This window comes from Paraneptunicella aestuarii (assembly GCF_019900845.1).
Lineage (GTDB): Bacteria > Pseudomonadota > Gammaproteobacteria > Enterobacterales > Alteromonadaceae > Paraneptunicella > Paraneptunicella aestuarii.
In genome coordinates, this window is the sequence record NZ_CP074570.1 from 1997583 (window position 1) to 2021172 (window position 23590).

The 23590-nt window shown below is 43.5% G+C and carries 25 protein-coding genes; 10 read left to right on the plus strand and 15 right to left on the minus strand.

Annotated features, from left to right (window positions below; translation table 11 throughout):
- Positions 1–139: 139 nt before the first annotated feature.
- The 6 genes from KIH87_RS08295 (at position 140) to KIH87_RS08320 (ending at position 3610) form a co-directional block, all read left to right on the plus strand.
- Positions 140–625, plus strand: a complete 486-nt coding sequence (locus KIH87_RS08295) for a hypothetical protein (protein ID WP_232361061.1) — start codon at positions 140–142, stop codon at positions 623–625.
- A 352-nt stretch (positions 626–977) separates the two neighbouring features.
- Positions 978–1418 (plus strand): hypothetical protein, encoded by a 441-nt coding sequence (locus KIH87_RS08300; RefSeq protein ID WP_232361062.1) that lies wholly within the window; start codon positions 978–980, stop codon positions 1416–1418.
- Positions 1419–1537: 119 nt separating this feature from the next.
- Complete coding sequence (locus tag KIH87_RS08305) at positions 1538–1819, plus strand: ECs_2282 family putative zinc-binding protein (protein WP_232361063.1); 282 nt, start codon at positions 1538–1540, stop codon at positions 1817–1819.
- Positions 1816–2292, plus strand: coding sequence for a hypothetical protein (locus KIH87_RS08310; protein ID WP_232361064.1), 477 nt, complete (start codon positions 1816–1818; stop codon positions 2290–2292). The genes KIH87_RS08305 and KIH87_RS08310 overlap by 4 nt, the downstream gene beginning before the upstream one ends.
- Before the next feature lie 284 nt (positions 2293–2576).
- Positions 2577–3140, plus strand: a complete 564-nt coding sequence (locus KIH87_RS08315) for a hypothetical protein (RefSeq protein ID WP_232361065.1) — start codon at positions 2577–2579, stop codon at positions 3138–3140.
- A 152-nt stretch (positions 3141–3292) separates the two neighbouring features.
- Entirely contained in the window at positions 3293–3610 is a 318-nt protein-coding gene (locus KIH87_RS08320) for a hypothetical protein (RefSeq protein WP_232361066.1), read from the plus strand.
- Positions 3611–3803: 193 nt separating this feature from the next.
- On the opposite strand, the gene KIH87_RS08325 is transcribed toward KIH87_RS08320, so the two are convergent.
- The 4 genes from KIH87_RS08325 to purM all read right to left on the minus strand — a co-directional run bounded on the left by KIH87_RS08325 (position 3804) and on the right by purM (position 8168).
- Complete coding sequence (locus tag KIH87_RS08325) at positions 3804–4964, minus strand: hypothetical protein (RefSeq protein WP_232361067.1); 1161 nt, start codon at positions 4962–4964, stop codon at positions 3804–3806.
- A gap of 743 nt (positions 4965–5707) precedes the next feature.
- The gene (locus KIH87_RS08330) at positions 5708–6508 is read right to left on the minus strand and encodes a DUF3108 domain-containing protein (RefSeq protein WP_232361068.1); all 801 of its coding nucleotides are present in this window, start codon (positions 6506–6508) and stop codon (positions 5708–5710) included.
- On the minus strand, positions 6483–7124 hold the full coding sequence (purN, locus tag KIH87_RS08335) for a phosphoribosylglycinamide formyltransferase (RefSeq protein ID WP_232361069.1): 642 nt from the start codon (positions 7122–7124) through the stop codon (positions 6483–6485). The genes KIH87_RS08330 and purN overlap by 26 nt, the downstream gene beginning before the upstream one ends.
- Complete coding sequence (gene purM / locus KIH87_RS08340; protein WP_232361070.1) at positions 7125–8168, minus strand: phosphoribosylformylglycinamidine cyclo-ligase; 1044 nt, start codon at positions 8166–8168, stop codon at positions 7125–7127.
- Positions 8169–8360: 192 nt separating this feature from the next.
- On the opposite strand from purM, the gene KIH87_RS08345 reads away from it, so the two are divergent.
- Both KIH87_RS08345 and hda read left to right on the plus strand, forming a co-directional pair.
- The gene (locus KIH87_RS08345) at positions 8361–9584 is read left to right on the plus strand and encodes a DUF2066 domain-containing protein (protein ID WP_232361071.1); all 1224 of its coding nucleotides are present in this window, start codon (positions 8361–8363) and stop codon (positions 9582–9584) included.
- Complete coding sequence (gene hda / locus KIH87_RS08350) at positions 9572–10294, plus strand: DnaA regulatory inactivator Hda (RefSeq protein ID WP_232361072.1); 723 nt, start codon at positions 9572–9574, stop codon at positions 10292–10294. Before KIH87_RS08345 ends, hda begins: the two co-directional genes overlap by 13 nt.
- A 9-nt stretch (positions 10295–10303) precedes the next feature.
- On the opposite strand, the gene KIH87_RS08355 is transcribed toward hda, so the two are convergent.
- The 4 genes from KIH87_RS08355 to arsC are packed head-to-tail and all read right to left on the minus strand — an operon-like array spanning position 10304 to position 13617.
- A complete protein-coding gene (locus KIH87_RS08355; protein ID WP_232361073.1) occupies positions 10304–12262 on the minus strand; it encodes a hypothetical protein in 1959 nt (652 codons plus the stop codon).
- Positions 12263–12302: 40 nt separating this feature from the next.
- Positions 12303–12686, minus strand: coding sequence for a DUF2069 domain-containing protein (locus KIH87_RS08360; protein ID WP_232361074.1), 384 nt, complete (start codon positions 12684–12686; stop codon positions 12303–12305).
- A gap of 8 nt (positions 12687–12694) precedes the next feature.
- Complete coding sequence (gene wrbA / locus KIH87_RS08365; RefSeq protein WP_232361075.1) at positions 12695–13264, minus strand: NAD(P)H:quinone oxidoreductase; 570 nt, start codon at positions 13262–13264, stop codon at positions 12695–12697.
- Entirely contained in the window at positions 13264–13617 is a 354-nt protein-coding gene (gene arsC / locus KIH87_RS08370) for an arsenate reductase (glutaredoxin) (protein WP_232361076.1), read from the minus strand. Before arsC ends, wrbA begins: the two co-directional genes overlap by 1 nt.
- 120 nt (positions 13618–13737) lie before the next feature.
- Here arsC and KIH87_RS08375 point away from each other — a divergent pair, with 120 nt between their 5' ends.
- Positions 13738–14229 (plus strand): peroxiredoxin family protein, encoded by a 492-nt coding sequence (locus KIH87_RS08375; protein WP_232361077.1) that lies wholly within the window; start codon positions 13738–13740, stop codon positions 14227–14229.
- A gap of 43 nt (positions 14230–14272) precedes the next feature.
- Here KIH87_RS08375 and bepA read toward each other — a convergent pair whose 3' ends face one another.
- Together bepA and KIH87_RS08385 are read right to left on the minus strand one after the other, a co-directional pair.
- Positions 14273–15724 carry a beta-barrel assembly-enhancing protease gene (bepA, locus tag KIH87_RS08380; protein WP_232361078.1) on the minus strand — a complete coding sequence of 484 codons (1452 nt, stop codon included), beginning with the start codon at positions 15722–15724 and terminating at the stop codon, positions 14273–14275.
- Between the two features lie 211 nt (positions 15725–15935).
- Positions 15936–16517 carry a hypothetical protein gene (locus KIH87_RS08385; protein WP_232361079.1) on the minus strand — a complete coding sequence of 194 codons (582 nt, stop codon included), beginning with the start codon at positions 16515–16517 and terminating at the stop codon, positions 15936–15938.
- 143 nt (positions 16518–16660) lie between these two features.
- On the opposite strand from KIH87_RS08385, the gene KIH87_RS08390 reads away from it, so the two are divergent.
- Positions 16661–17734, plus strand: coding sequence for an AI-2E family transporter (locus KIH87_RS08390; protein WP_232361080.1), 1074 nt, complete (start codon positions 16661–16663; stop codon positions 17732–17734).
- 177 nt (positions 17735–17911) lie between these two features.
- Here the strand turns inward: KIH87_RS08390 and yfaE are convergent, their stop codons facing one another.
- From yfaE to ubiG, 5 genes are all read right to left on the minus strand, one after another.
- Positions 17912–18181, minus strand: coding sequence for a class I ribonucleotide reductase maintenance protein YfaE (yfaE, locus tag KIH87_RS08395; protein ID WP_232361081.1), 270 nt, complete (start codon positions 18179–18181; stop codon positions 17912–17914).
- A gap of 9 nt (positions 18182–18190) precedes the next feature.
- Positions 18191–19321, minus strand: a complete 1131-nt coding sequence (nrdB, locus tag KIH87_RS08400) for a class Ia ribonucleoside-diphosphate reductase subunit beta (RefSeq protein ID WP_232361082.1) — start codon at positions 19319–19321, stop codon at positions 18191–18193.
- 129 nt (positions 19322–19450) lie between these two features.
- Positions 19451–21772, minus strand: a complete 2322-nt coding sequence (gene nrdA / locus KIH87_RS08405; RefSeq protein WP_232361083.1) for a class 1a ribonucleoside-diphosphate reductase subunit alpha — start codon at positions 21770–21772, stop codon at positions 19451–19453.
- 436 nt (positions 21773–22208) lie between these two features.
- On the minus strand, positions 22209–22865 hold the full coding sequence (gene gph / locus KIH87_RS08410; RefSeq protein ID WP_232361084.1) for a phosphoglycolate phosphatase: 657 nt from the start codon (positions 22863–22865) through the stop codon (positions 22209–22211).
- Between the two features lie 15 nt (positions 22866–22880).
- A complete protein-coding gene (gene ubiG / locus KIH87_RS08415) occupies positions 22881–23579 on the minus strand; it encodes a bifunctional 2-polyprenyl-6-hydroxyphenol methylase/3-demethylubiquinol 3-O-methyltransferase UbiG (protein ID WP_232361085.1) in 699 nt (232 codons plus the stop codon).
- Between the last annotated feature and the right edge of the window lie 11 nt (positions 23580–23590).

Genomic DNA, 23590 nt, shown 5'->3' on the forward strand with positions numbered 1-23590 from the left:
CGACAGTTGGTATGACTTCTCATCCTTGATTTAACCATAACCTGCGGCTTTATTGCATTTTCCTGTAGTGAGAACAATACTTCTCTGCGAAATCTTACTGAGAAAGTGAATGTGAAACAGAATGTAAGGAGTGATATTCATGAGTGAGGAATCAGTTAAAAAACTGCTAAAAGTCACAATCGACGAATTGTCAGAGCAGAAATCATCCAAGAGTTTGTTTGAACGGTTGCCAGTGATAACGGCACTTATTGCGGCTTTGGGATCCTTTGGTGGTGCAGTTGTTTCGGTGCAGACTGCCGTCGATACCAAGAATAAACAGGATGATATTGCAAAAACGCAGGAGAAAATTGACAAGAAGCAAAAGGAGCTTGATGACAACCAGTTGATATTAAATGAACGGCAAAAACTGATGGATATTCGCCAAATACGCACTGATGAAAATAGCAGAATAGGGAGGCTTTCATATACTCAAGGGCACTATTGTTCCTCAATACCGGCGGATGATGATCAAGCATGGAAAGATTACTTTAGTTGCTATGATAAGCAGGAAGTAAACACGTCGATTGATACTGATAGCAGAAGACTCATTTGTGCCGGGCAATATCTTCCCTGCAATAAGGTGTAGAGCAGACCAATATGAAGGCTTGCCAGGATAAAGCTACGAAAAAGTGGAACTTATGTTCTGAGAAAGTGAGCTTTATACATAGCTCTGAAAGCTGATTATTGGAAAATGCAGGACGTCGGTTGTATTAACTGCTTGATATGAATTAGCCTCATTTTCTCCAATTTTTATCCCTTTGATATAGAACTGCTCTCGCCTTTTGTGATAAAAGGTAACCTAAATAACCATTGTGTGTATTTGTGATGTGTTGTTAATATTAGGAAAAATAAACCACTATTGCGATAGCTGGCGTGTGTGGATTTTGGGCATACAGCGAATTCGCAGTAATACATTGTTATATGTCAAGGAATCAGCATTGGTAGAACATTCAAAGATAGTTAAATTGCTCGCCTATACATGTGGGGTATTATTGATACCAGCATTTTTGGGAGGCGCAGTGGCGATTCCCTACATAATGCTCACCAATGACGTAAAATATGAATTATGGCCATTAGTCTTTTTAACATTTCTCAGTATTGGAATAGCTATTTATTTTATAAGAAACTTTTATTTATTAGTGCGCTTTATCGGCACAATTAATCATAAATTTGAGTTTGATGAAAATGGTATAACGATGCTTCGAGATAGTCAGGCGTTTCATCTAAAATGGGAAGCCTTGAAACGCTCAAAAGAATACAAAGACTGCCAAATTTTCTGCTTGGTAGATGAATCAGGAAAACATTTAATATCAGTTTGGGAGTACGCTAGCAATTACAGCTATTTCCGAGAAATGGCAAAAGAGAAACTTGGCATATAACAAAGCAATAATGAAAGGGACGCAAAAAGCTTGGCTGCGTCACTTCGTTCCTAATTTTAGCCAAGCTTTTATGCGCCCATATTGCGGCGTTACGTGTCCCTACTTTACGGAGAGATTGGATGAATCCTGAAAAATACAACAGAAGTATAAACTTGCTTTGTCCTACATGTGGCTGTTCAGACTTTTCTTATGAAGAAGGGACTGATGAAACAGTACAAATTATGACTTGCGTGTCATGTGAGCGTAAGTTTAATAAAGACGAGCTAATCCGAGAAAATGGCGAAAATATTGAAGAGCATCTTTCAGAGATGAAGAGAGAGGTAGTTAAAGATGTTGCTGACGAACTTCGTAAGTCTTTGAAGAAGGCATTTTCTGGTAGCAAAAATATAAGGTTCAAATGATGCCAATAAATATTGACGCGGGCGATGTGATAGCCGGGTTAGCATTTTTGTTATCTGGCTACGCAACTTGGCAAACGGTTAGCTTTAACAAAAAGCAGAAATCTCTTATCGAAAGCCAAGAAAAATTAAACAACCTTCTTTTGGAAAAAGAAAATGAAGGTGCTGTTAAGGAGAAAAGTGCGGATCTCGGAGCGTCATTTATCAAGTTAGGAAGTAGTAAATGTAGGCTCAAGATTTGGAATAAAGGTTCTGCCACAGCCAGAAATGTCAGAATTGAATTTCCCGAAGGAAACAATGTGGTTATTGATTCGGAAGTCTCTGATAAATTTCCGATGGAAAGCCTTGAAAGACATCAGTCCGTTGAGCTTATTGCAGCTGTCCATAGGCAAACGAAACAAAAGCTCATTGTTCGGCTAATTTGGGAAGATGATGCACAAACTCACAATGAAAAGTTGTCTTACCTCACGATATAAACACGTAACAAGGCGCTCAAGCAAGGACGCAGCAAAGCTGCGCCGCTTAGCCTGGCGTTACATTCATAATTAGGAAAAAATTGACTTTTGATACAGGTGAGGCTGATGCTCAGCTTGGTTTGCAGCACAATAATGGAAATGTGGAGGTTAATAGCGTTCGTTTTCTATCTGACTTTCTTCTCAAATAAAATGTGTAACAAGCGCAAACAGTTCTGCTCTTCGAGCTTCGATTTGGTTTCACTCAGCCCTTGTTGCCAACGCTAGAACTACAGAACAATAAGAATATGAAAGAAATTGAATGGGCAAAACTAGTCGCAGTGAAACTTGATAACGCACTATCAGGATATAGTGTCGAGGCAGGAAAAAAGCTGTTATATGCAAATGAAATTGTAGAGTATGGAGGCAATTCCCCCTCATACAATGAAATGGCTTATGAAACCGATATATTAGTATTTGAGAGCAAGAATGACTCATGGAAACCTAGAGTAGTCATAGAAACAAAGCTTGATAGCGTTACTACCCATGACTCAATCACTTATAGCCAGAAGTCTGCAACTCACAAATATGTTCATCCTTACCTAAGATATGGCATCTTTCTAGGCCATAGGGAACATCATCCTCTTCCTGGTCGACTATTCAGGCATGGTGCTCATTTTGACTTCATGCTGTCATGGAAAAATTACGAGCCAGAAGAGCATGAGTGGAAAACGTTATTAGATATTGTAAAAAAAGAAATTAAAGCATCACATCAATTAGAAGAAATGATTTTTAACAGCAGAAGCAAGCAAAGAGAGAAATATATTGCGTTACATAAACCTCTTGTTACAACGAGTGCCAAAAAGCTCTAAATAAATGTGCATAGCTGCAAGTCACCTATAGAAAGTTATGAGCAGACCCTCCGTCGCAGGGAAGCGACGGTGGAGCCTCCATGGAAGGATTAACGGCGAGTCTGCGATTACTTTCTATGGGTGACTGATCGTTTTATGAGCGGCAAAAACTGATGGATATTCGCCAAATACGCACTGATGAAAATACTCGAATAGGCAGGCTTCAATACACAACCGGATATTTCTGTGCTTCTATTCCTGTCGACGATAAAGTCGCATGGGATGCTTACTATGCCTGTCATAACGATCAAGATAATAAAGTAGATGATTCGATTGCTACTGATAATTTAAGGCTAATCTGCGCTACGCAATACCTTCCTTGTCATAAAAATACGGTAACGGAACAGTTTAAAGCCTGTCAGAACAAGGCTACCAATGAGTGGGCGCTATGCTCTGAAAAGCTAAGCTTGATGAAAAGTGCTGGGAACTGATGATTGGAAAGCGGACGAAGCTTTAGGCATTAACTGCCCGTGTGATTACCATTAATTTACACCCCATAACAAACTATTAAAAAACAGCTCATAAAAACAAAAAGCCAAGCGTCTTTTTCAGCCTGGCTTTTCTTCATTCAACAGCATGTCTAACAATGGCTGTTCTTGTTACTAACGGAAAGTTGGTTGGAATTTAGGCGATTGGCATGCCACCCGCACCAGTTGGAGGTTCCCAATCAATTACACCTTCAACATTATAGGAAAACAGTCCAAGCTGAGCTGAAATATCCACATGAGCGTTAAACTCTGCTGAACCATCATGATTGTATGGAATTTCTCCAGTAAATAAGCAATACATACCGAATTTGTGAGAAATATAGTCGTCCTTCATCTCACTTACTGTCTTGTTCTCTAAATCGGATGGATTTCCAAGCTGCTTACGCACGCGCAATTTTGCCCAGTTTTGGAAGCTGTCTTCAACATTGTCTTCATTGATACCCATCACTTGTTGAGTAGAACACTTTACTTCCGACCAATTATAAGCTCCATCAATAGTCTTACTTTCAGTCTTGTAGGTAACATTAGTGAAATGCTTTTCCTCTTTCCTTTGTATACCCACAAAAATATCTGCCATTTGGATTAGCGGTGTTCTATCCCCTTTGTTCTCATGTAACTCCTGAACATAAATGTCCATTTTATAAGGCTCATTGGTATTCGGTTTAAAGTAGATATAAACAAAGATTTTAGCCTGTAGATCATCATCATAGGATTTGTTTTCATCAGACCATTTATACTTGTACCAAACATCAATGACTTGTGACACACCATTGCTTAGATAACCATCTTTTTCCCAATCCCAAATTGCTAACTGGCAAGTATCATGATTGAAACCATTAAAGCTACCTTGGTTATTAAACTGAATATTAATAAATTGCGAAGGATCCTGATTCTGCTGTGAGGTAAGAGCTGCACCTAACCCACTTGACCCCATCTTACCAACGTTAAAATTCCAATAGCCTTCGGGTAACTGCCCGCCAGCACCGACAATAGTGGCATTATCATCCATCTTGGGGCCACACATATTAAAGGCTACCGTTGCATACACATTCCAATTGTTCATCTTTACTTCGGGGGCAGGTATCCCTAATAGCCCCATCATAACTTCTGACCATTGGATTAGTTCATTTAGTACCGAGGGTTCTCCCGGATTAAAAACATCCATATCTAAAAATGTATAAAAAGCTTCCTTCATCCACCCGTTAAACCCACCACTACTCAATTCAGTAACTTGAGGATTGACCGTTGGTGTTTCTGTTCCTGATTTAATTTCACTCACAATAAATGCCTTATTCAAAAAATTATCACCTAACACAAGGTGAACTTTGCTATATGAGAAGTTAAAAGTTGCGCGAAAAACATATGCTTTGTTTACATATTTGTCATGCGCGCGGATATTATTAATTACCTTATTGTTTTTGCGAGTAATATTTTAAACTTTTGTATTATTTTAGATTATGTGAATATTGGATGGCATTGTCTCGATGGTGTTGTCGAATAAATGAGCTGAGCTTTTGTTTTTCACAATGCGCAAATCACAAAATCATTATCGTAGCGTCCCTCATGCTAGAGCCGACATACCGAGCTAAAACAGGGAGGCAATGCAACTCTATTACGGGTCTATTATTCCAGTATGGTGCTCATTTAGACTTCATGCTTTCATGGGAAGATTACGAGCCAGAAGAGCATGAGTGGAAAACGTTATTAGATATTGTAAAAAAGAAATTAAAACATCGCATTAATTTAGAAAATGAGATTTAACAGTAGAAGTGAGCAAAGAGCGAAATATATTGCGTTACATAAACCTCTTGTTACAACGAGTGCCAAAAAGCTCTAAATAAATGTGCGTAGCTGCAAGTCACCTATAGAAAGTTATGAGCAGACCCTCCGTCGCAGGGAAGCGACGGTGGAGCCTCCATGGAAGGATTAACGGCGAGTCTGCGATTAATTTCTATGGGTGACTGATCGTTTTGAACTATTTGTTATTTAGCCCAAATATGAGCTATCTCAGATGATAGGGATAATTAGCCGTAATGCGGATTACTCCGCATTACCTGAAGGCTTACTTTCTGGAGACTTTGAAGAGGGGGCTTTTTCTGGCTCTGGTGCATCCAGTATGAATTTGCTTAACTGAATATCACCTTGTTCATCGCCATCTTTAAATTGTTGAATGCGAACGAGCAGGTAGTTCAGTTCCGGGGCAAACCAGGTATAGGTTTGACGCTTTTTGTTATCACGGATGGTCTCTACCTTAATGGTTTTGAGTTTCCCATAAGGTAAATCAAGCATTTCTTCGCCATTCACCTTGAACTTGTAATGACGCTTTTGCCCGCGATAGTTGATCACGTCAAATTCAAAATCCGTTTTGCCTTCTTTTAACGCCTTTTGTGAAGCCAGCATATAAAGTTGGTTGTCCAGCTCACCTTGCCATTCCATGCTTTGGTTGCCGCTCATATAAATAAGCTTTTTGTCCTGATTAAATTCCAAGGCTAAAGCACTGTCTTTAAAAGTGCTGTCTAACTTGAAAGTGTATTTATAGGGGATCAGAGCGTTGTTTTCATTGCTGAACAAGCTGACTTCTTCACGTTTATCGCTGAAAAAGAACAGAGAGGCTTTACTGGTAAAACTGACTTTAAAGCGTTTATCGCCTAGTGACTCAAGGTGCATCTCAGCATGCCCGACTTCAGAGCCGCTTCTATACGCTTTATATTTTGCCGTGTAGGGGTCTAAAAGCTGCGCATGGGCGACATTCAAAACGAGCAGGCTTGCCAAAGCTGTTACTGATATGACAGCACCCTTGCCAAAAGGCAATAAGTTACGTAGAGATTGGATTACCCGCACTGTCTAACTCCTTATTGTCTAGGTATGCTTTGCCATCAAGCATACATAATCTGTCGTGACAGAACCACTTGATTGCTGTCGGATAAATGACATGTTCCTGCACATGTACTTTCTTTTGCAGAGACTCAGCCGTATCGGATGCTTCTACAGGCACTTTGCCCTGAATAATCACTGGCCCATCGTCCAGCTCAGGCGTGACAAAGTGAACACTGGCACCATGATAAGGCACTTTGGCATCTAACGCTCGCTGATGCGTGTGTAAGCCTTTGAATTCTGGAAGCAATGAGGGGTGAATATTGATCATTCTCCCCATGTAATGATTCACAAATTCCGGGCTGAGTATGCGCATGTAGCCAGCCAATACCACCAAATCAGGTTTGTATTCATCGATTTGATTCATGATCTCGCGATCGAATGCTTCTCGAGAACCGCCTTTTTGAAAGGTGAAAACGTGAGTTGCAATATCGGCCTGCTGGGCACGCTGCAAACCATAGGCGTCTGCCTTATTCGATATGACAGCAGATATTTGCCCTGGTTCATCAGTATTGTGGATTTCATCAATCACGGCCTGGAGGTTAGTACCTCCGCCGGAAATTAATACAACGATTGATTTCATCTAGTTGTTGATCTCAACCTGAGCATCGCTGTCGGATGCGGATTCAATCTCACCCAGCAACCATGCTTGCTCGCCACAGGCTTTTAATTCAGCCAAAACAGCATCTGCTTGCGCTTCGGGTACAACCAGAATCATACCGACACCACAGTTAAAGGTGCGATACATCTCGTAGGTTTCAACATTGCCGTTTTTTTGCAACCAGTTGAAGATTTCCGGCCACTGCCAGCTGTTGCCATCGATCACGGCTTTTGTGCCTTTAGGCAATACGCGAGGAATGTTTTCCCAGAAACCACCACCGGTAATATGAGAAATTGCATGAACCGGTAACGTTTCCAGTACCGACAACACCGATTTAACATAGATGCGAGTGGGTTCCAGCAGATGTTCGCAAAGGGTTCTGTCGCCCAATTGCGAAGAAGGATCAGCTTCGCTCACTTCCAAAATTTTGCGGATCAGCGAGTAACCGTTGGAATGAGGGCCACTGGACGCCAATGCGATAATCTTATCGCCTGGGGCTACTTTGGAACCATCAATCACATCATCATGCTCAACCACGCCAACGCAAAAACCTGCGATGTCATAGTCATTGCCATGATACATGCCGGGCATTTCTGCGGTTTCGCCGCCGATCAGGGCACAGCCTGACAGTTCACAGCCTTTACCAATACCGGTAACAACCTCTGCGGCAACGTCGACATTAAGTTTACCTGTTGCGTAATAGTCCAGGAAAAACAGCGGTTCTGCGCCCTGAACAATCAAATCGTTTACACACATAGCGACCAAATCAATGCCAACACCACCGTGTTGTTGCATGTCCATTGCCAGACGCAATTTAGTACCGACACCATCAGTACCAGAGACTAATAGCGGGTTTTTATACTTCTGGGGAATGGCACACAAAGCACCAAAACCACCCAAGCCACCTTTGACTTCGGGGCGAGCGGTGCGCTTGCTGACATCTTTGATTCGTTCGACTAACTGGTTGCCTGCGTCAATATCCACGCCGGCATCTTTATAACTAAGCGGGGTAGGGGATGTAGCCAAGATACTTCTCGTTCATTTCATGTTGATGACCGGAGCGAATTATAGCGACATATATCCCATTTGGATACGTCATCGGAGGAGAAGAGCGTAAAAGACTGTCAATATTTGTGCAATTAGTTAAAGAAAAGATGATCTTTGTTCAAATATGAATGACAATTCGCACTGAATTGAGATCGATTTAAAGAGATAAATTTGTTTAAGTTTTTGATTCGATGCTTGTCTGGAATAAAGCCAAGAGTAGCGTTTACAACCGTTTACTCAGTGGCTGCATTGTTTGCAACCGGGGTTGCCGCCGATGTGGTTACCGGTTTGTATGAAGCGCGCGTTCCGGTCAGTAGTCAGTCTAACAGTGCGCAACAAATCGCTATTCAGCAAGCTTTCGGGCAGGTGCTGATTAAGGTTAGTGGTACCAAAGCCATTTTGGATAGTGATGACATAAAAGACGACATTAAACGTGCCCGTCAATATGTGCGCCAGTATCAGTTTGAAAATGAAAATAACGAACTTTATCTGGTCGCCAGTTATGAACCGGAAAAAGTCGATAACCTTATTCGCAACTCCAATTTTCCCATCTGGGGCAGTTATCGCCCTGCCACTTTAATCTGGCTTGCCGAAGAATCTGAGAATTTAGAACGTCAGTTATATTCGGAACACACAGAAACCGAATTGAAATCGGCGATTCAAAAAGGCGTTAAGCGTCGCGGCTTGAGCTTGGTATTTCCTGTGTTGGACTTATCTGACTTAAACCAGGCTGGGCTGTACGATGTTTGGGGTCAGTTCACTGACAATATCGTAGCAGCCAGTAGCCGTTACAATGTTGAAGCAGTGATGTCGGCTCGTGTTTATCCTGAGCAGAATCTTGATAGCGGGTTTGTGGAGTCTAATGCCGTATTGGCTGGAAGTAGCGAAGCTGTATTAGAAACTACGCAAAGCCAAGAACCGCCTGAGCAGCCGGTTCAGATTGGTGAGAGTGTAGCACCTAAACCAACTCATACAGGTTGGCAGTCCGATTGGCTGATATTGCAAAACGGTGAATTCAAATCAGGCACTCTGCGCAATGACGACAAACAGGCTCTGGCGCAAGAATTAATGGATATTTTGGCCGACAAACTGGCTTCTCAGTACGCTGTAAAATCGGTGTCTGGCGGCAATGGTAATGCCCAGGCGGTTATCACTATTCGTAACCTCGATTCCCTTACTGCTTATGTTCAGGCAACCCGTTATTTTGAATCCTTGAGTGCTGTGACGTCTGCTCAGCTGGTATCCTTGAATGGGCAACAAGGGGTTTATCATTTGTCCCTGGTTGGGCAGCTACAAGACCTGCTAAGCGTGTTGCAATTGGATGATAAGGTACAGCGCTTAACTGACGCCTTTGGCAGACCAACCTCTGAGCTGGAATTTACGTGGAACCCATAATCGATAATCAACTTGTGTTGCCTGTATCTCCGCCGGAGTCCTATCGGTTCGATGATTTTGTGCCGGGAGAAAACCAACAGGTTGTTGATTATTTACAAGAGCTTGTGCTTGCCCAAGATGTGAGTACACATTTGTGCTATTTGGCCGGAGCTTCTGGCCTGGGTAAAACTCATCTCTTATATGCGGTGTCGGAATTAGCCAATGAGCAGGTTGGTGATCATGGGGTATCTGCTATTTATCTGGATTTAAATGAGCTCATTGCCTATTCAGAAGAAAGTTTGTTAGGGCTGGAACAATATCAGGTTGTCTGTATCGACAATGTTCAAGCCGTTGAAACTCACAAGCATTGGCAGCAAGGCATTTTTGATCTGATTAATCGGGTGTTGGAAGTCGGGCATTACCTGGTATTTAGTGCTACTAGTATGCCTAAGTCTTTAAATATCGAGTTGAGAGATCTGGTGTCGCGTCTGGATTGGGGCGTGTGTTTTAAATTACAGCCTTTATCCGATGAACAGCTTGTGGATGCTTTGGTCTCCAAAGCGTTAGCCAAAGGCTTGAAACTGCCATCGGAAGTGGCCAGTTTTTTGATTAAGCATTACCGCCGCGATATGAAAAGCCTGGTGTCTGTATTGGAACTTCTGGATAAGCGTTCATTACAAACTCAGCGCAAGCTGACCATTCCATTTGTTAAGCAAGCGCTTGAGTTATAGCTTCTAGTATTATTTCGACTTCGGCAGTTTCGGTCTACCAGCTTCATCATGAGCGCCAAAACGAAAATCATTGATACTGGCTTGGGCTCTTTTGATCGTTCCAGCAGCCTGAAAATTCTCAGTATCAGCCATCAAATTATCAAACCAGGACACGCCTCGAACCATGTTTTCCTGCTGTGGTAAATCCGCTAATAATTGCGCAGGAGAAACCTCGGGGAAAATCGTTCTAACCACGTAGTCAGTGCGCGATTCCAAGGTGGCATCATTGATACGATTGCGTTGTCCCCAATGCACGTCAAAATCGGGATTGTTATCCACATCAATCACTGCAACATCGGCAGACACACCCAGGCGATACAACATCATAAAGCGCTCGAACAACATGGCAAAGTCTTCACGAGTGGTGGAATAACTGTAGTAATCGGTGGCGTCATCAGGGCGGAAAAAGCTTTCAACATCTGATGATAAATAGGACTTCTGAGTATTGTTCGCTGATTGCCCGGCAAAGCTTACCTGTGCCAGAGATTTCATTTCCAATGACGTCAAAGGGTAGGATTGCGACAAGGTATCGGAGGAGACATCGTAACGGTTCACATAGCTTAATGGCGAATCGGAAGCGCTAATACTGGCGTGTCGAATGGGCGGGAAGAAATCATTGGCATGAGCCAGCTCATGATACAGCAACCAGGTGATATCGGCTTGAACATCCTGAGTTGAGCGTTGTAAACGATAAGCGGCTGGATAGTTGGATCTGTTCAGATAGTTTTGCCCGTCTTTAACATAGCGCCAGGGAACGATGAACTTCAAGTCGCGACCAAAGTTGCTGCGATAGTCAGGCACATCATTGAGCGTGTCTCGCTCTTGTGGTGTAACCCAAAAGTTAGCCGGGTCGAGATAAATCGCCCCAGTCGCCGCCCAATAAAAGCTGGGGCGTACATCATTTGCGATGACGATGCCTGTTACGGCTTTTAGCAATCGACGAATGTCTTCTGAAACGGGAGACGTTTCAAGATACTGTTGAAAACGCTGTGCCATCCAATCATGGGAAACCACAACGCGTTGCATAATGGTTTCGATGCTTGGAACATTGTTAGACGATGCGCTTTGATCTTTGGCGATAATTGGCAAGGTAGAGAACAGGCAAGATTCATCAATCAAATTATTGTACAAACAATCCACCAACGCATTGCTGTAAGCAGTATTGCTGATGTATGGATAGACATCTTCAGACACAACCCGTTCTACAACATCGGGGAAATAACCGCTATTGTTAATGGCGGTGTTTTTAACCAGCACAAAAGCCGTGTCTGAGAGTTGCTGACCACCTTCCGTGGTAATCGTCGCTCTAAATTCCAGTAGTTCATCTTCTAAAACCACAGGTGCATCGAAAAACAGGTATTGCCCTTGAACTGTCATGGAACTGGTGGGAATACTCACCCCAGCCACTTGCTGCCATGACACATTGAACAAACTATCTGGCACACTGCTGTCTACTCTTAACGATACTTTGCCTTGTTCTGTTACGGCATGATCCAACCTGACATTGGCTTGTTCTGAGCTGGAATTGGGAACGGCTGTAAAACTGATTTGTTGCTCGGCCGTTGCGCCTGTGGAGTCGGTTGCTGAATAACTAAAGGTATAATCGCCAGCTTCGGCAACATCGAAGCCTATTACCTGACTATTGCCGGCGAGGAACGTGACTTCGGGGCCACTGATTTGTTGCCAGTGTGATGACACAATTTCTGCGCCACCATCAATATGGGCAACTAACCCGGTGGCTTGGTAGGCTGTGATGAGGTTAGGAGCGATAAGGGATAAACGCTCATTTAATGGGGCGGTATTGATGGTTGAGGAACTACTATTAGCGCTTGATGAGTTCTTGCTGGAACTTGAAGAGCCGCCTCCACACCCATTTAACGTCGCTAATGCGAATGAAGAAACAAGTAACACTGCAATTTGCTTTTTCATTTTTAACCTTCCTCAACTCATCCTTTACAATTAGAACCTGCTATTCCGTTTTTAATTTCTTCAATCCCAAACCTAATTCTCTGCCTCTAAACCTTGCATAGAAGCTACACCCGATAAACATCGCAGTTGCCAATAATATCTCGATAAGCGCATAAACCCATTCATCGGCATTTGAATAGATAGCGGTTAATCCATGCAATAGATAAAACATAACAATAAAGTTAGCCCAAGCGTGGGTATAAGGCTTGCCTTGGATCATGCCTTTTAGTGGCAATAGCAAAGGAACAATCCAGAACAGTACCCGGAATAGCACCGAGTAGGGAGAGTCGGGAATAAGCACGAAATGCCAAAGCACCATCCAGATCAGCAATCCAAAATAGCCAAATAATGCAATTGCTCTGAACAGTTTGGTTTTATCAGACATGAGTTACCTTAATTTTGCTGTAATTTTAATGCGTTTGCTGCCAGACGTTTGCCTAACGCAGTACACAACTGCTTTTCGTCGTCTGAAAGCTGAATATTGTTGTTATGAGCCAAATGGCTGGCTCCGTAAGGCGTGCCGCCAGTTGTTGTGGTATGCAAGGCGGGTTCCGCATAGGGAATACCAAGCAACACCATGCCATGATGAAGTAGCGGCAACATCATGGATAACAAGGTTGCTTCTTGCCCACCGTGTAAGCTGGACGTTGAAGTAAACACGCAAGCCGGTTTGTCTTGTAACGTACTTTTCAGCCACAAGTCACTGGTGCTATCCCAAAAGTGTTTTAAGGGCGCAGCCATTTGACCAAAACGAGTCGGGCTGCCCATTGCCAGGCCAATGCACTCTTCCAAGTCTTGCTTCTGTACTAATGGATCTTGTGTTTCCGCATCTGGGTTGTGCAGCGATGGCACGGTACGTAAGCGTGCAATACAGCCCGCTTGTTCAATCCCCAAAGCAATTTGATTGGCGAGATGACGGGTACTGCCTTGTTGGCTGTAATAAAGTACCAAAATGTCGTGCATTAAAGAATTTCCAACACTTGTTCAGGTGGGCGACCGATTCGAGCTGCATCGTCAGTAATGACTATTGGACGCTCAATAAGCTTCGGGCAATCCACCATTGCTTGCAACAGCTGCACTTCGGTAATATCTTTGGCGTCCAATCCAAGCTCTTGGAATTCAGGCTCTTTGGTGCGCATCATGTCTTTATAGGAAGACAAGCCCAATTTGGATTTGATTTGCTCCAGCGTTGCGGCATCGGGTGGTGTTTTCAGGTATTCAACAACGGTTGATGCATAGCCACCGTCATTAAGAATTTGCAGCGTTTGTCTGCTCTTGGAGCAACGTGGATTGTGTAATATCGTGATATTTGACATGGTGTTTGTTATCTATTCGCTAATCAAATTTCGGGTATTTTATACCGAAATTGCTGTTAAATGGCACTTGAATTGAACCTTCTAGGCAGAACTAATGATGATCGAATGTAAGGAGCTCTCTTGAATAAATCTCTTTTAATAGTTGGAGCCGCGTTGGCAATGGTCTTGGGTGTTGCGGTGCAACAAATGATGCGGTTTGATTTTCAAACTGTGCAGGGAGATAAAATCTCCTGGAGCGAGCTTCAAGGTGAATGGGTGGTATTGAACTATTTTGCCGAGTGGTGTGCCCCTTGTTTACGCGAAGTGCCGGAGCTAAACGAGTTTCATCATCAGATTCAAGGCAAGAATATCAAGTTAATTGCTGCCAGTTATGATGCTTTAACCTTGGAAGAACTTACTGCGCTAAAGCAGAAATATGACATGCAATTTCCAGTGGTAAGAACCGATCCTGAGCCTAATTTAATGGTTCCAAAGCCGCAACAGTTACCCGCTACTTTCCTGATTTCTCCAGAAGGTAAGGTTGAGAAAAAGCTGCTTGGCGAACAAACCTCAGAGACCTTGTTTGCCGCTATTGCCATGTTGCAAAGTCAGGCGCACAAAGGTCAAAAATAGCTGGTTCAAAATATCAAGAGATAGCTCAGGCAAATGGCTCGATCTAAAGTTTCTGAACCTGTTCCTGAGCTTCTCTAAACTGTTCTATTCGAGCACGAATACGTTGCTTTTCCAGGTGATTATCTTTGGCGTAGTTATAAGCTGAATGTAACTCATCAATGGCATTGGGGTAGGCGCCCATCAACGAAAACCATTCCGCACGGGTTTGGTGCATTTCCAGCATCTGGTTATTGCTACCATAAGACTCAATCAGCAACTGATACGACAGCGTATGTTCCGGATTTATCAATAAATAATCTTTAATGATATTGGTGGCGTATTGGTATTTCCCCTGTTTTATTGCTGCATTAGCCAGATTTAGCGTGATCACGCGATTTCTCGGCATTTTTTTAGCTAACACTTCCAGCTTGCTAACGGCTTTTTGCGATTGTCCTTGAGCCAGATAGATGTCGGTAACAACATCCAGATAAAACAGGTTTTCAGGATCTTGTGCCAATAGCTCATTGATTAATGCTTCCGCTTCATCGGATTGGTTATTGTTCAGATATGACATGGCTAAACCATATTTAGCTGCCTCTTCAAAGACATATTCCTGCTTTTCAATCTGGTTCTGGAAAAACTGGATATTGTATTTCTCATCGCCCGAGTATCGAGCGATCACGCGCGCTTTCGCTAAATGGAAAGCCAGGCTTGGTGCTATGGAATTGGCTTGGCTGAGTAATTGACGATTACGAGCATCAGCTACCCGAGATTCTGGGCGAGGGTGCGTCATCAAAAATGCTGGCGCTTTTGAGCGAGAGCGCTCTTTTGCTGCCAATTTGCCAAAGAAAGTGGCGGAGGCGTTGGTGTCAAAGCCGGATTTACGCATAATCTGGAATCCAACGCGGTCAGCTTCCTGCTCATTTGAGCGAGTATAGTTAATGCTGAATTGTTGGCTTGCGGCATTGGTTGCCGATATAGCCGCAATACCGGCTTCCGGGTTTACGGCTGCCAGGATCAACCCGCCAATCAGGCTGGCTACCTGTAGCGGTGAGCTTTTTTGTCTTGCTGCAATGGTTCGTGCCACATGGCGTTGAGTGACGTGGCTGATTTCGTGTGCAAGTACCGAAGCCAACTCGCTTTCGTTGTCAGCGGCTAACATCAGTCCTGTATGCACGCCTACATTACCGCCAAAGAAGGCGAAGGCATTGATATCTTTATTGTTTAGCCAAAAGAAGTTAAACGGGAATTTGACATCTTCGGCTTGAATAACAAGACGATTCCCCAGGTCGTTGAGGTATTCCTCCAGAACCGGATCCATGATGATGGGCGCTTGTGCTCTGAGTTGACGCATCAAGGCGTCGCCAATGAGCTGCTCTTTTTCAATGCTAATCGCTTCGGATGCAACAACGCCAATAGAAGGCAAAGCATTCTTCTGAGAATTAATATGCTGTGTTTGTGCCAGGCTGGAAAAACTTAAAAAGCATGACAATAAAAAGAAAAATGTTTGTTTCATGAATGATTGAGTTATTGGCAACGACATTATTTTGGATTTGAACCGATGTTGTTTGAACTGACCTTGAATTTACTATTTTGAAATAAATGACAAGGAATAGTTCCGTAAAATGCATTTTAAACGCTTTGCTTGCTGATTTTCTCAACAATACTGAAGCGATGTTAAGTTATATTGACCGCTATTTCCTATCTATTGTTTCTTACTTTTATTTTTATTTTTTAAGTGTGTCTTCAATTTCACTGAGCACATCTTTAATTGATTGCCCTTTGTATTCTTCTATGTCGACTTCACTTGCGAGCGTTGTGAGTAAATTATCAATGATATCTGACGTGTATTTTATCAATATACGATCCGCTTCATCTCCCTTACGGTAGGCATGGACGATAAAATCTGCAAACTTGGGCAAACGTAGAATGCATCCCATTGTGGCGGGATCCCAGACCCTAAAATCAATAAAGGGGTCGCCTTTGGCATAAACAAACACCGGGCCGCCCTGGCTGGTAGGAGCGCAATGTATCTCGTAATTGCCATCATGGAACTTACGATACAAGGTTAATTTGGGTTTGCGCTCAACCTGGATTTCGCCATTGAGATCCATTTTTCCTTTCAATCTATCCAGATTCCAGTTTTGGCGATTAATCAGGCGTTTTAAAGGGTGTTCAAATCCGTGAGTATGAATGCCTTCAAGTTCTGCAACCGAGTTGGCGATCATGTGATAGAAGGGAGGTAACTCACCCCAGCTAAGCCTTTTTTTCAAGATATTGATTTCTTTCAGAGATTCGGGGCTATTCATGCGGCGTTTTCCGGTAACTTTTCTCACGAATTTAGTTAACTATAACACGCAATTAAAATTTTGGGATGGATACTTCTTTGCTAAGATGATGATCCTGTCTCTCCTGATTCAGATGCATCAGTTTTATATTAAAAGGAAATCAAATGTTCGAAGTGTTTGGTCGCTGGTATAAACGCAAGTTCTCAGATCCAGATTCAGCCATGCTGCTGTTTTTGTTAATAATTTCGAGCCTGATTTTACTATTCTGGGGAAATATGCTGGCCCCTGTTATTGTTGCCATCGTACTGGCATATCTGCTCGACTGGCCAGTGGTTCGTTTGCAGAATATGGGTTTGAGTAGAACTTACGCCAGCAGTGTCGTGTTGCTCTTATTTGTTGGTTTGGTGACGTTAGCCACAATAGGTTTGGTTCCGGTTATCTGGCAGCAAAGTTTGAACCTGGCAAATGAAATGCCACAGATTTGGGAACAGGCGCAGGCGTGGATAACCGCGTTGCCGAATAACTACCCGCAATTTATCAATGTAAATCAAATCGAGAAAATGCTCAGTGGTGTTGATGAGCGAGTTGTGAAGATTGGGGAGGGGCTATTGTCTGCCTCATTTAGTTCATTGTTTGGTGCGGCAGCATTACTTATCTATTTGATATTGGTGCCTATTATGGTGCTGTTTATGCTCAAGGATAAGCAGCAACTGCTTGATAATATTTCCAATCTTTTGCCAAAAGAACGCCGCTTGATCAAGCAGGTGGGGCAGGAAATGAATATTCAGATTCTGAACTATATTCGTGGCAAGGTAATTGAAATTATTATTGTGGGAACCGTTTCAACTATCACCTTTGCTCTGATGGATTTGCGCTATTCATTGTTGTTGGGTGTCTTGGTCGGTTTCTCTGTATTGATCCCTTATATTGGTGCAGCCGTTGTGACGTTACCCATCGCTGCCGTGGCATTATTTCAGTGGGGTATTACGCCCGATTTTTGGTCGATTATGGTTGCTTACGCTATTATTCAGGCGCTTGATGGCAACGTGCTTGTACCTGTGCTGTTTTCTGAGGCGGTCAGTTTGCACCCGGTCTACATCATTATTGCCGTGTTGTTTTTCGGAGGTTTATGGGGGTTTTGGGGCGTGTTCTTCGCAATACCTCTAGCCAGCCTGGTACGTGCTTTATTCAATGCCTGGTCATCACCAAAGGAATTCTCTAAAGCCTGTGATGAGTAACGTTCGTTAAAAACATTCAAGGGATAGCGGTGTGTATCAGGCCGCTATCCGTCGCCATGCCTGTATTGCAACAATTTCTCTTCTTTTCTATTTTATTGAAGTCGGTCACTCATCAAATTCAACACATTTGATTCAATGTTCAGTTTGGAAAGGTTCTGGCAAGATTGAAGTGAAACGTTATTCCACTTCTATTTCGATATTCGTTTTCGGTACGCAGCAGCAGGGCAGGATTTCGTCGTCGTCGACGTAGGCGAGTGGGGCGATCTTGTATTCCACTTCGCCTTGTTTCAAGCGGGTGCGGCAAGCACCACAAAACCCTTCACGGCAGTGGTACTGTACCTCAATATTCCTGTTTTCAAGGCATTCGAGTACCGTTTCTCCGCTGCTGTACTCGATGGCTTGTTGGGAATTGATGGTGATCAATAGAGTCTCTTTTGGATCAGACATCAACCAAAACTACAGGTCGAAATCATCAAAATCGTTGGCGCTGACTTCACTGTCAATTTGCCCCACCAGATAAGAGCTGATTTCTGCTTCTTGTGGCGCGACCTGGAAGTTGTCAGAGTTGAGGTAATTGTTCATCCAGGGCAGCGGGTTACTTTTCACGTCAAAAGGTTTACCCATACCGATGGCTGCCATACGCTCATTGGAAATGTACTCAACGTATTGACACAGAATTTCTTCATTCAAACCAATCATGGAGCCATTCTGGAACAGGTATTTTGCCCATTGCTTCTCTTGCTCTACGGCTTTGAGGAATATATTGGTTGCGTCTTCTTTGCACTCTTCGGCAATTTCTGCCATTTCCGGGTCGTCTTTGCCTTTTGCCCAGATATTCAAAATATGCTGGGTCGAGGTTAAGTGCAGGCTTTCGTCACGGGCGATAAGGCGAATGATTTTAGAGTTACCTTCCATCAGCTCGCGTTCTGCAAAAGCAAAGGTACAAGCGAAAGAGACGTAGAAGCGCACTGCTTCCAAGGCATTAACCGAGTTCATGCACAAGAACAGCTTTTTCTTCAGTTCGTGCTTGGTAACAATGTGACGTTCCCCGTCAATGGTATGAATGCCTTCCCCCTGTGTTTGCCAAAGCTGAGTGTAGTAAATCAGATCATCGTAGTATTTGGAGATGTCGGTGGCGCGACGCTTAATTTCTTCGTTAACCACGATATCTTCAAAAATGGCACTGGGCTCACTGAACAGGTTGCGCAAAATGTGCGTGTAAGAACGTGAGTGAATGGTTTCAAAGAAAGACCAGGTTTCAACCCAGGTTTCCAGTTCAGGTAACGATACGATAGGCAAGAAAGCGATGTTAGGGCTTCTGCCTTGCACGGAATCCAACAGGGTTTGGTATTTCAGATTCGAGATAAAAATATGCTTCTCTGAGTCAGACAGCTTTTGAAAATCAATACGATCTTTGCTGACGTCAACTTCTTCTGGACGCCAGAAGAAAGAGATTTGCTTTTCAACCAGCTTTTCAAAAATGCTGTGTTTTTGTTGGTCGTAACGTGCAACGTTCACCGGATTACCGAAGAACATAGGTTCCTGAAGCGGATTCGTCGTAAACTGGTTAAAAGTGGTGTATTTCATTGCTTGACTCTTGTTATTCGCTACTTGGTTCTGCCTTGAACTTAATACCTGATCTTATTTGTCTGGCTTTTGCCAACACTTCAAATGCAATACCTGTTTATGTGCAGGTAAAACGCAGGATGCGTGCAATTAGATTTTGCACGCACCGCCAGCGCAATCATCGTCTTCCTGCTCTATCACTTCTTCAGCCTGGTTCGCCTGACCGCTAGTGGCTGAATCGGAGAGGGATGCGTCCGCAGCACCATCACGGGTGTTATGGTAGTAGAAGGTTTTTACGCCCAGTTTATAGGCTGTCAGTAAGTCTTTAAGCAACAGCTTCATCGGCACTTTACCGCCTTCGTACTTACCTGGGTCGTAGTTAGTGTTGGCTGAGATGGTTTGGTCGACAAACTTCTGCATAATAGCAACTAACTGAATGTAACCATCGTTAGAAGGGATGTCCCATAACAGCTCATAAGCATCTTTGTACTTGTGATATTCAGGTACAACTTGCTTCAAGATACCGTCTTTACTGGCTTTTACACTGATATGTCCACGCGGAGGTTCAATGCCGTTAGTGGCATTGGAAATTTGCGAGGAGGTTTCAGACGGCATCAGAGCGGATAAAGTTGAGTTACGTAAGCCGTGCTCTACGATGTCTTTACGTAATGTTTCCCAATCCAGATGCAAAGGTTCATTGCAGATACTGTCCAGATCTTTTTTGTAGGTATCAATGGGCAGCAAACCTTGAGAATAAGTTGTTTCGTTGAATTTCGGGCAAGCGCCTTTCTCTTTCGCCAGTCCGTTTGAGGCTTTCAACAAATAGTATTGAATCGCTTCAAAGGTTCTGTGAACCAGACCGTTGGCGCTGCCATCGGAGTATTTCACGCCATTCTTCGCCAGATAATAAGCAAAGTTGATCACGCCTACACCGAGTGTACGACGTCCCATAGTCGCGTTGTATGCAGCAGGAACCGGGTAGTCTTGATAATCCAACAGATTGTCTAAAGCACGTACCGCCAGGTCTGCCAGTTCGTCCAGTTCATCCAGAGAATTAATCGCACCCAGATTGAACGCCGACAGCGTACAAAGGGCAATTTCACCATTCTCGTCGTTAACATGGCTAAGTGGCTTGGTTGGCAAGGCAATTTCCAGGCACAGGTTGCTTTGGCGGATCGGTGCAACTTCCGCAATAAACGGGCTGTGAGTATTACAGTGATCCACGTTTTGCAGGTAGATACGACCCGTGCTGGCACGTTCCTGCATGAACAGGCCAAATAACTCGATGGCTTTAATGCGTTTTTTACGAATACTGTCGTCTTGCTCGTACTGGGTATACAGCTGTTCAAACTTATCCTGATTTTCAAAGAAGGCGTCGTACAAGCCGGGAACATCGGATGGGCTGAACAGGGTGATGTAATCGTCTTTAATCAGGCGCTGATACATGGTCTTGTTGAATTGCACACCGTAATCCAGATGACGGACACGGTTTTCTTCAACACCGCGGTTGTTTTTCAGAACTAACAGCGATTCAACTTCCAGGTGCCAAAGTGGGTAGAACAGGGTAGCCGCGCCACCGCGAACACCACCTTGTGAACAGCTTTTTACAGCCGTTTGGAAGTATTTATAAAATGGAATACAACCGGTGTGGAATGCTTCACCGCCACGAATAGGGCTACCTAAAGCACGAATGCGACCGGCATTAACGCCGATACCAGCGCGTTGGCTGACGTATTTTACGATAGCGCTAGCAGTGGCGTTAATGGAATCCAGGCTGTCACCCGTTTCAATCAGTACACATGAGCTGAACTGACGGGTAGGAGTGCGCACGCCTGACATAATTGGCGTAGGCAAAGAAATCTTGAACTGTGATGTGGCATCGTAAAAACGACGAATGTAACCCATACGGGTTTCTTTTGGATACTTGGAGAACAGGCAGGCTGCAACCAGAATATACAGGAACTGAGCGCTTTCAAAGATCTCGCCTGTAACGCGGTTTTGTACCAGATACTTGCCTTCCAGCTGTTTAACGGCTGCATAGCTGAAATCCATGTCACGCCAGTGGTCGACGTATTCATCCATTTGTTCCAGTTCGGCTTCACTGTAATCTTCCAGAATGTGCTTATCGTATTTGCCGTTCTCGACCATGTTGCGAACATGATCCAGCAATTTGGGTGGTTCAAACTGCCCAAAAGCTTTTTTACGTAAGTGGAAGATGGCTAATCGTGCTGCAAGATATTGATAATCCGGAGATTCTTTGGAAATCAGGTCGGCTGCTGATTTAATCAGTGTCCCGTGGATTTCTTCGGTTTTGATGCCGTCAAAGAATTGGATGTGAGCCTTAATTTCAACCTGGGAGACAGATACGTTATCGAGTCCTTTCGCCGCCCATGTGATTACTTTGTGGATTTTATCGAGATCGAGGGGTTCCCTCTCGCCATTACGCTTGGTAACTAAAAGGTCGTTATTCATACTTATAGATCAGCCATTTTTTAATTTTTATCGTAATTCAGGCGCAAAACAACACCGATTGCTACCGGGATGATAGTTACCGGGATATTGAATTATTCCTGTTAGCGCACTCGAACAGCTATTATTATTTTTTGTTCAGCCATTCCCGGGAGCTCAATTAGTCGCCACTAATTGTAGTATCCGAAACACAAGATAGTGAGGTTTTTAAATAAATTCAACCCAAGATATTGGGGCATAGGTATTACTAAACATACATGTGACTTTTTGTTAGTAGGAGCTAACTTAAAACTTCAAAAACGATAGTTAATTTATCAAAATCAAGAAAATGATTACCGAATAAAAAATTTAAAATATTTTTATTCGGCTCAGTCTGAATTGCTCAAAAAAACACTACATATAGTGCTGGTAAATATATTTCTCGCAATATATGGTGTTTTCATGATCTGAGGTGTGCGAGTAATTCCAGCGCATGATCAATATGGATATCTGCTTGCCATTGTTCGGGTTTATCGTGTTCGGAAATATACCCATAGTTGGCTAGCACCGATTTCATATTAGCGGCTTTTGCGGCAATGATGTCTCTTTCGGCATCTCCCACATACACAATATATTGTGGTTCTTCATCAATATGTTGTGCCGCATGTAATAGAGGTTCCGGATGAGGTTTGGCTTTTTCCAGTGTGTCGCCAGACACAACCACTTTGCATTGATTAAAGGCATTAAAATAGGGGAGCAGGCGTTCAGTCAGGTAAGCCGGCTTGTTGGTGACAATACCCCAACTGATGCCAAGTTCATTCAATGACATGAGCATTTCTTCTGTGCCCGGAAACAACTCGGTGTCACGACAAATATTGTTTTCGTAGTGATCCAGAAACTGTGTTTTTAATTGCTCAAAATCGAATTCAGAAAATCGTTCACCAAATCCCAGTTCCAACATACGCTTGGAACCATGTGATGCCGTACTGCGATATTGCTCCAAAGTGCAAATGGGTAAACCGTGGTATTCCAGTACATGATTCAGGGCGTTGCCCAAATCTTTGGCGGTATCCAGCAGTGTTCCATCCAAATCAAATAATACGGCGCGAATGCTCATATCTGCGTTAATCCTTTATAGTTTTTCGCAGAAGGCGATGTAGTTTACATCGACATTGCTGTCGGAAAGATAAAACTCTCTAGAGATAGGATGCATATGCAAGCCGGTAATATCTCGGGCTTTTAATCCCGCATTGTCGGCAAAGCGCAATAACTCAGAGGGTTTGATAAATTTGTTGTAGTCGTGAGTGCCTTCAGGCACCAGGCGCAGTATTTTTTCAGCCCCTAAAATCGCCATCAGATACGCTTTGGTATTACGGTTTAAGGTTGAGAAAAACACATAACCACCGGGTTTACACATTTTGGCACAAGCACGCACGATAGATTCCGGGTCAGGTACGTGTTCCAGCATTTCCATGCAAGTGACAATATCGGCTTGTTCTGTGTGTTGCTCGGCATAATCCTCTGCCGGGATTTGCTCGTAACTCACTTCTACACCAGTTTCCAAGCTATGTAAGCGAGCAACCTGCAATGGCGCTTCACCCATATCAATGCCGGTGACTTTACCGCCTAATCGAGCCATGCTTTCTGCAAGAATACCGCCGCCACAACCGACATCAACAATACGTTTGTCGAACAGGCCGTTGGCATGGTTGGCAATGAAATCCAGTCGTAAGGGGTTAATAGCGTGGAGTGGTTTAAACTCGCCTTCAAGATCCCACCAACGAGATGCCAATTGTTCAAATTTTTCTATTTCTTGCGGATCAACGTTCACTTGCTTGACTC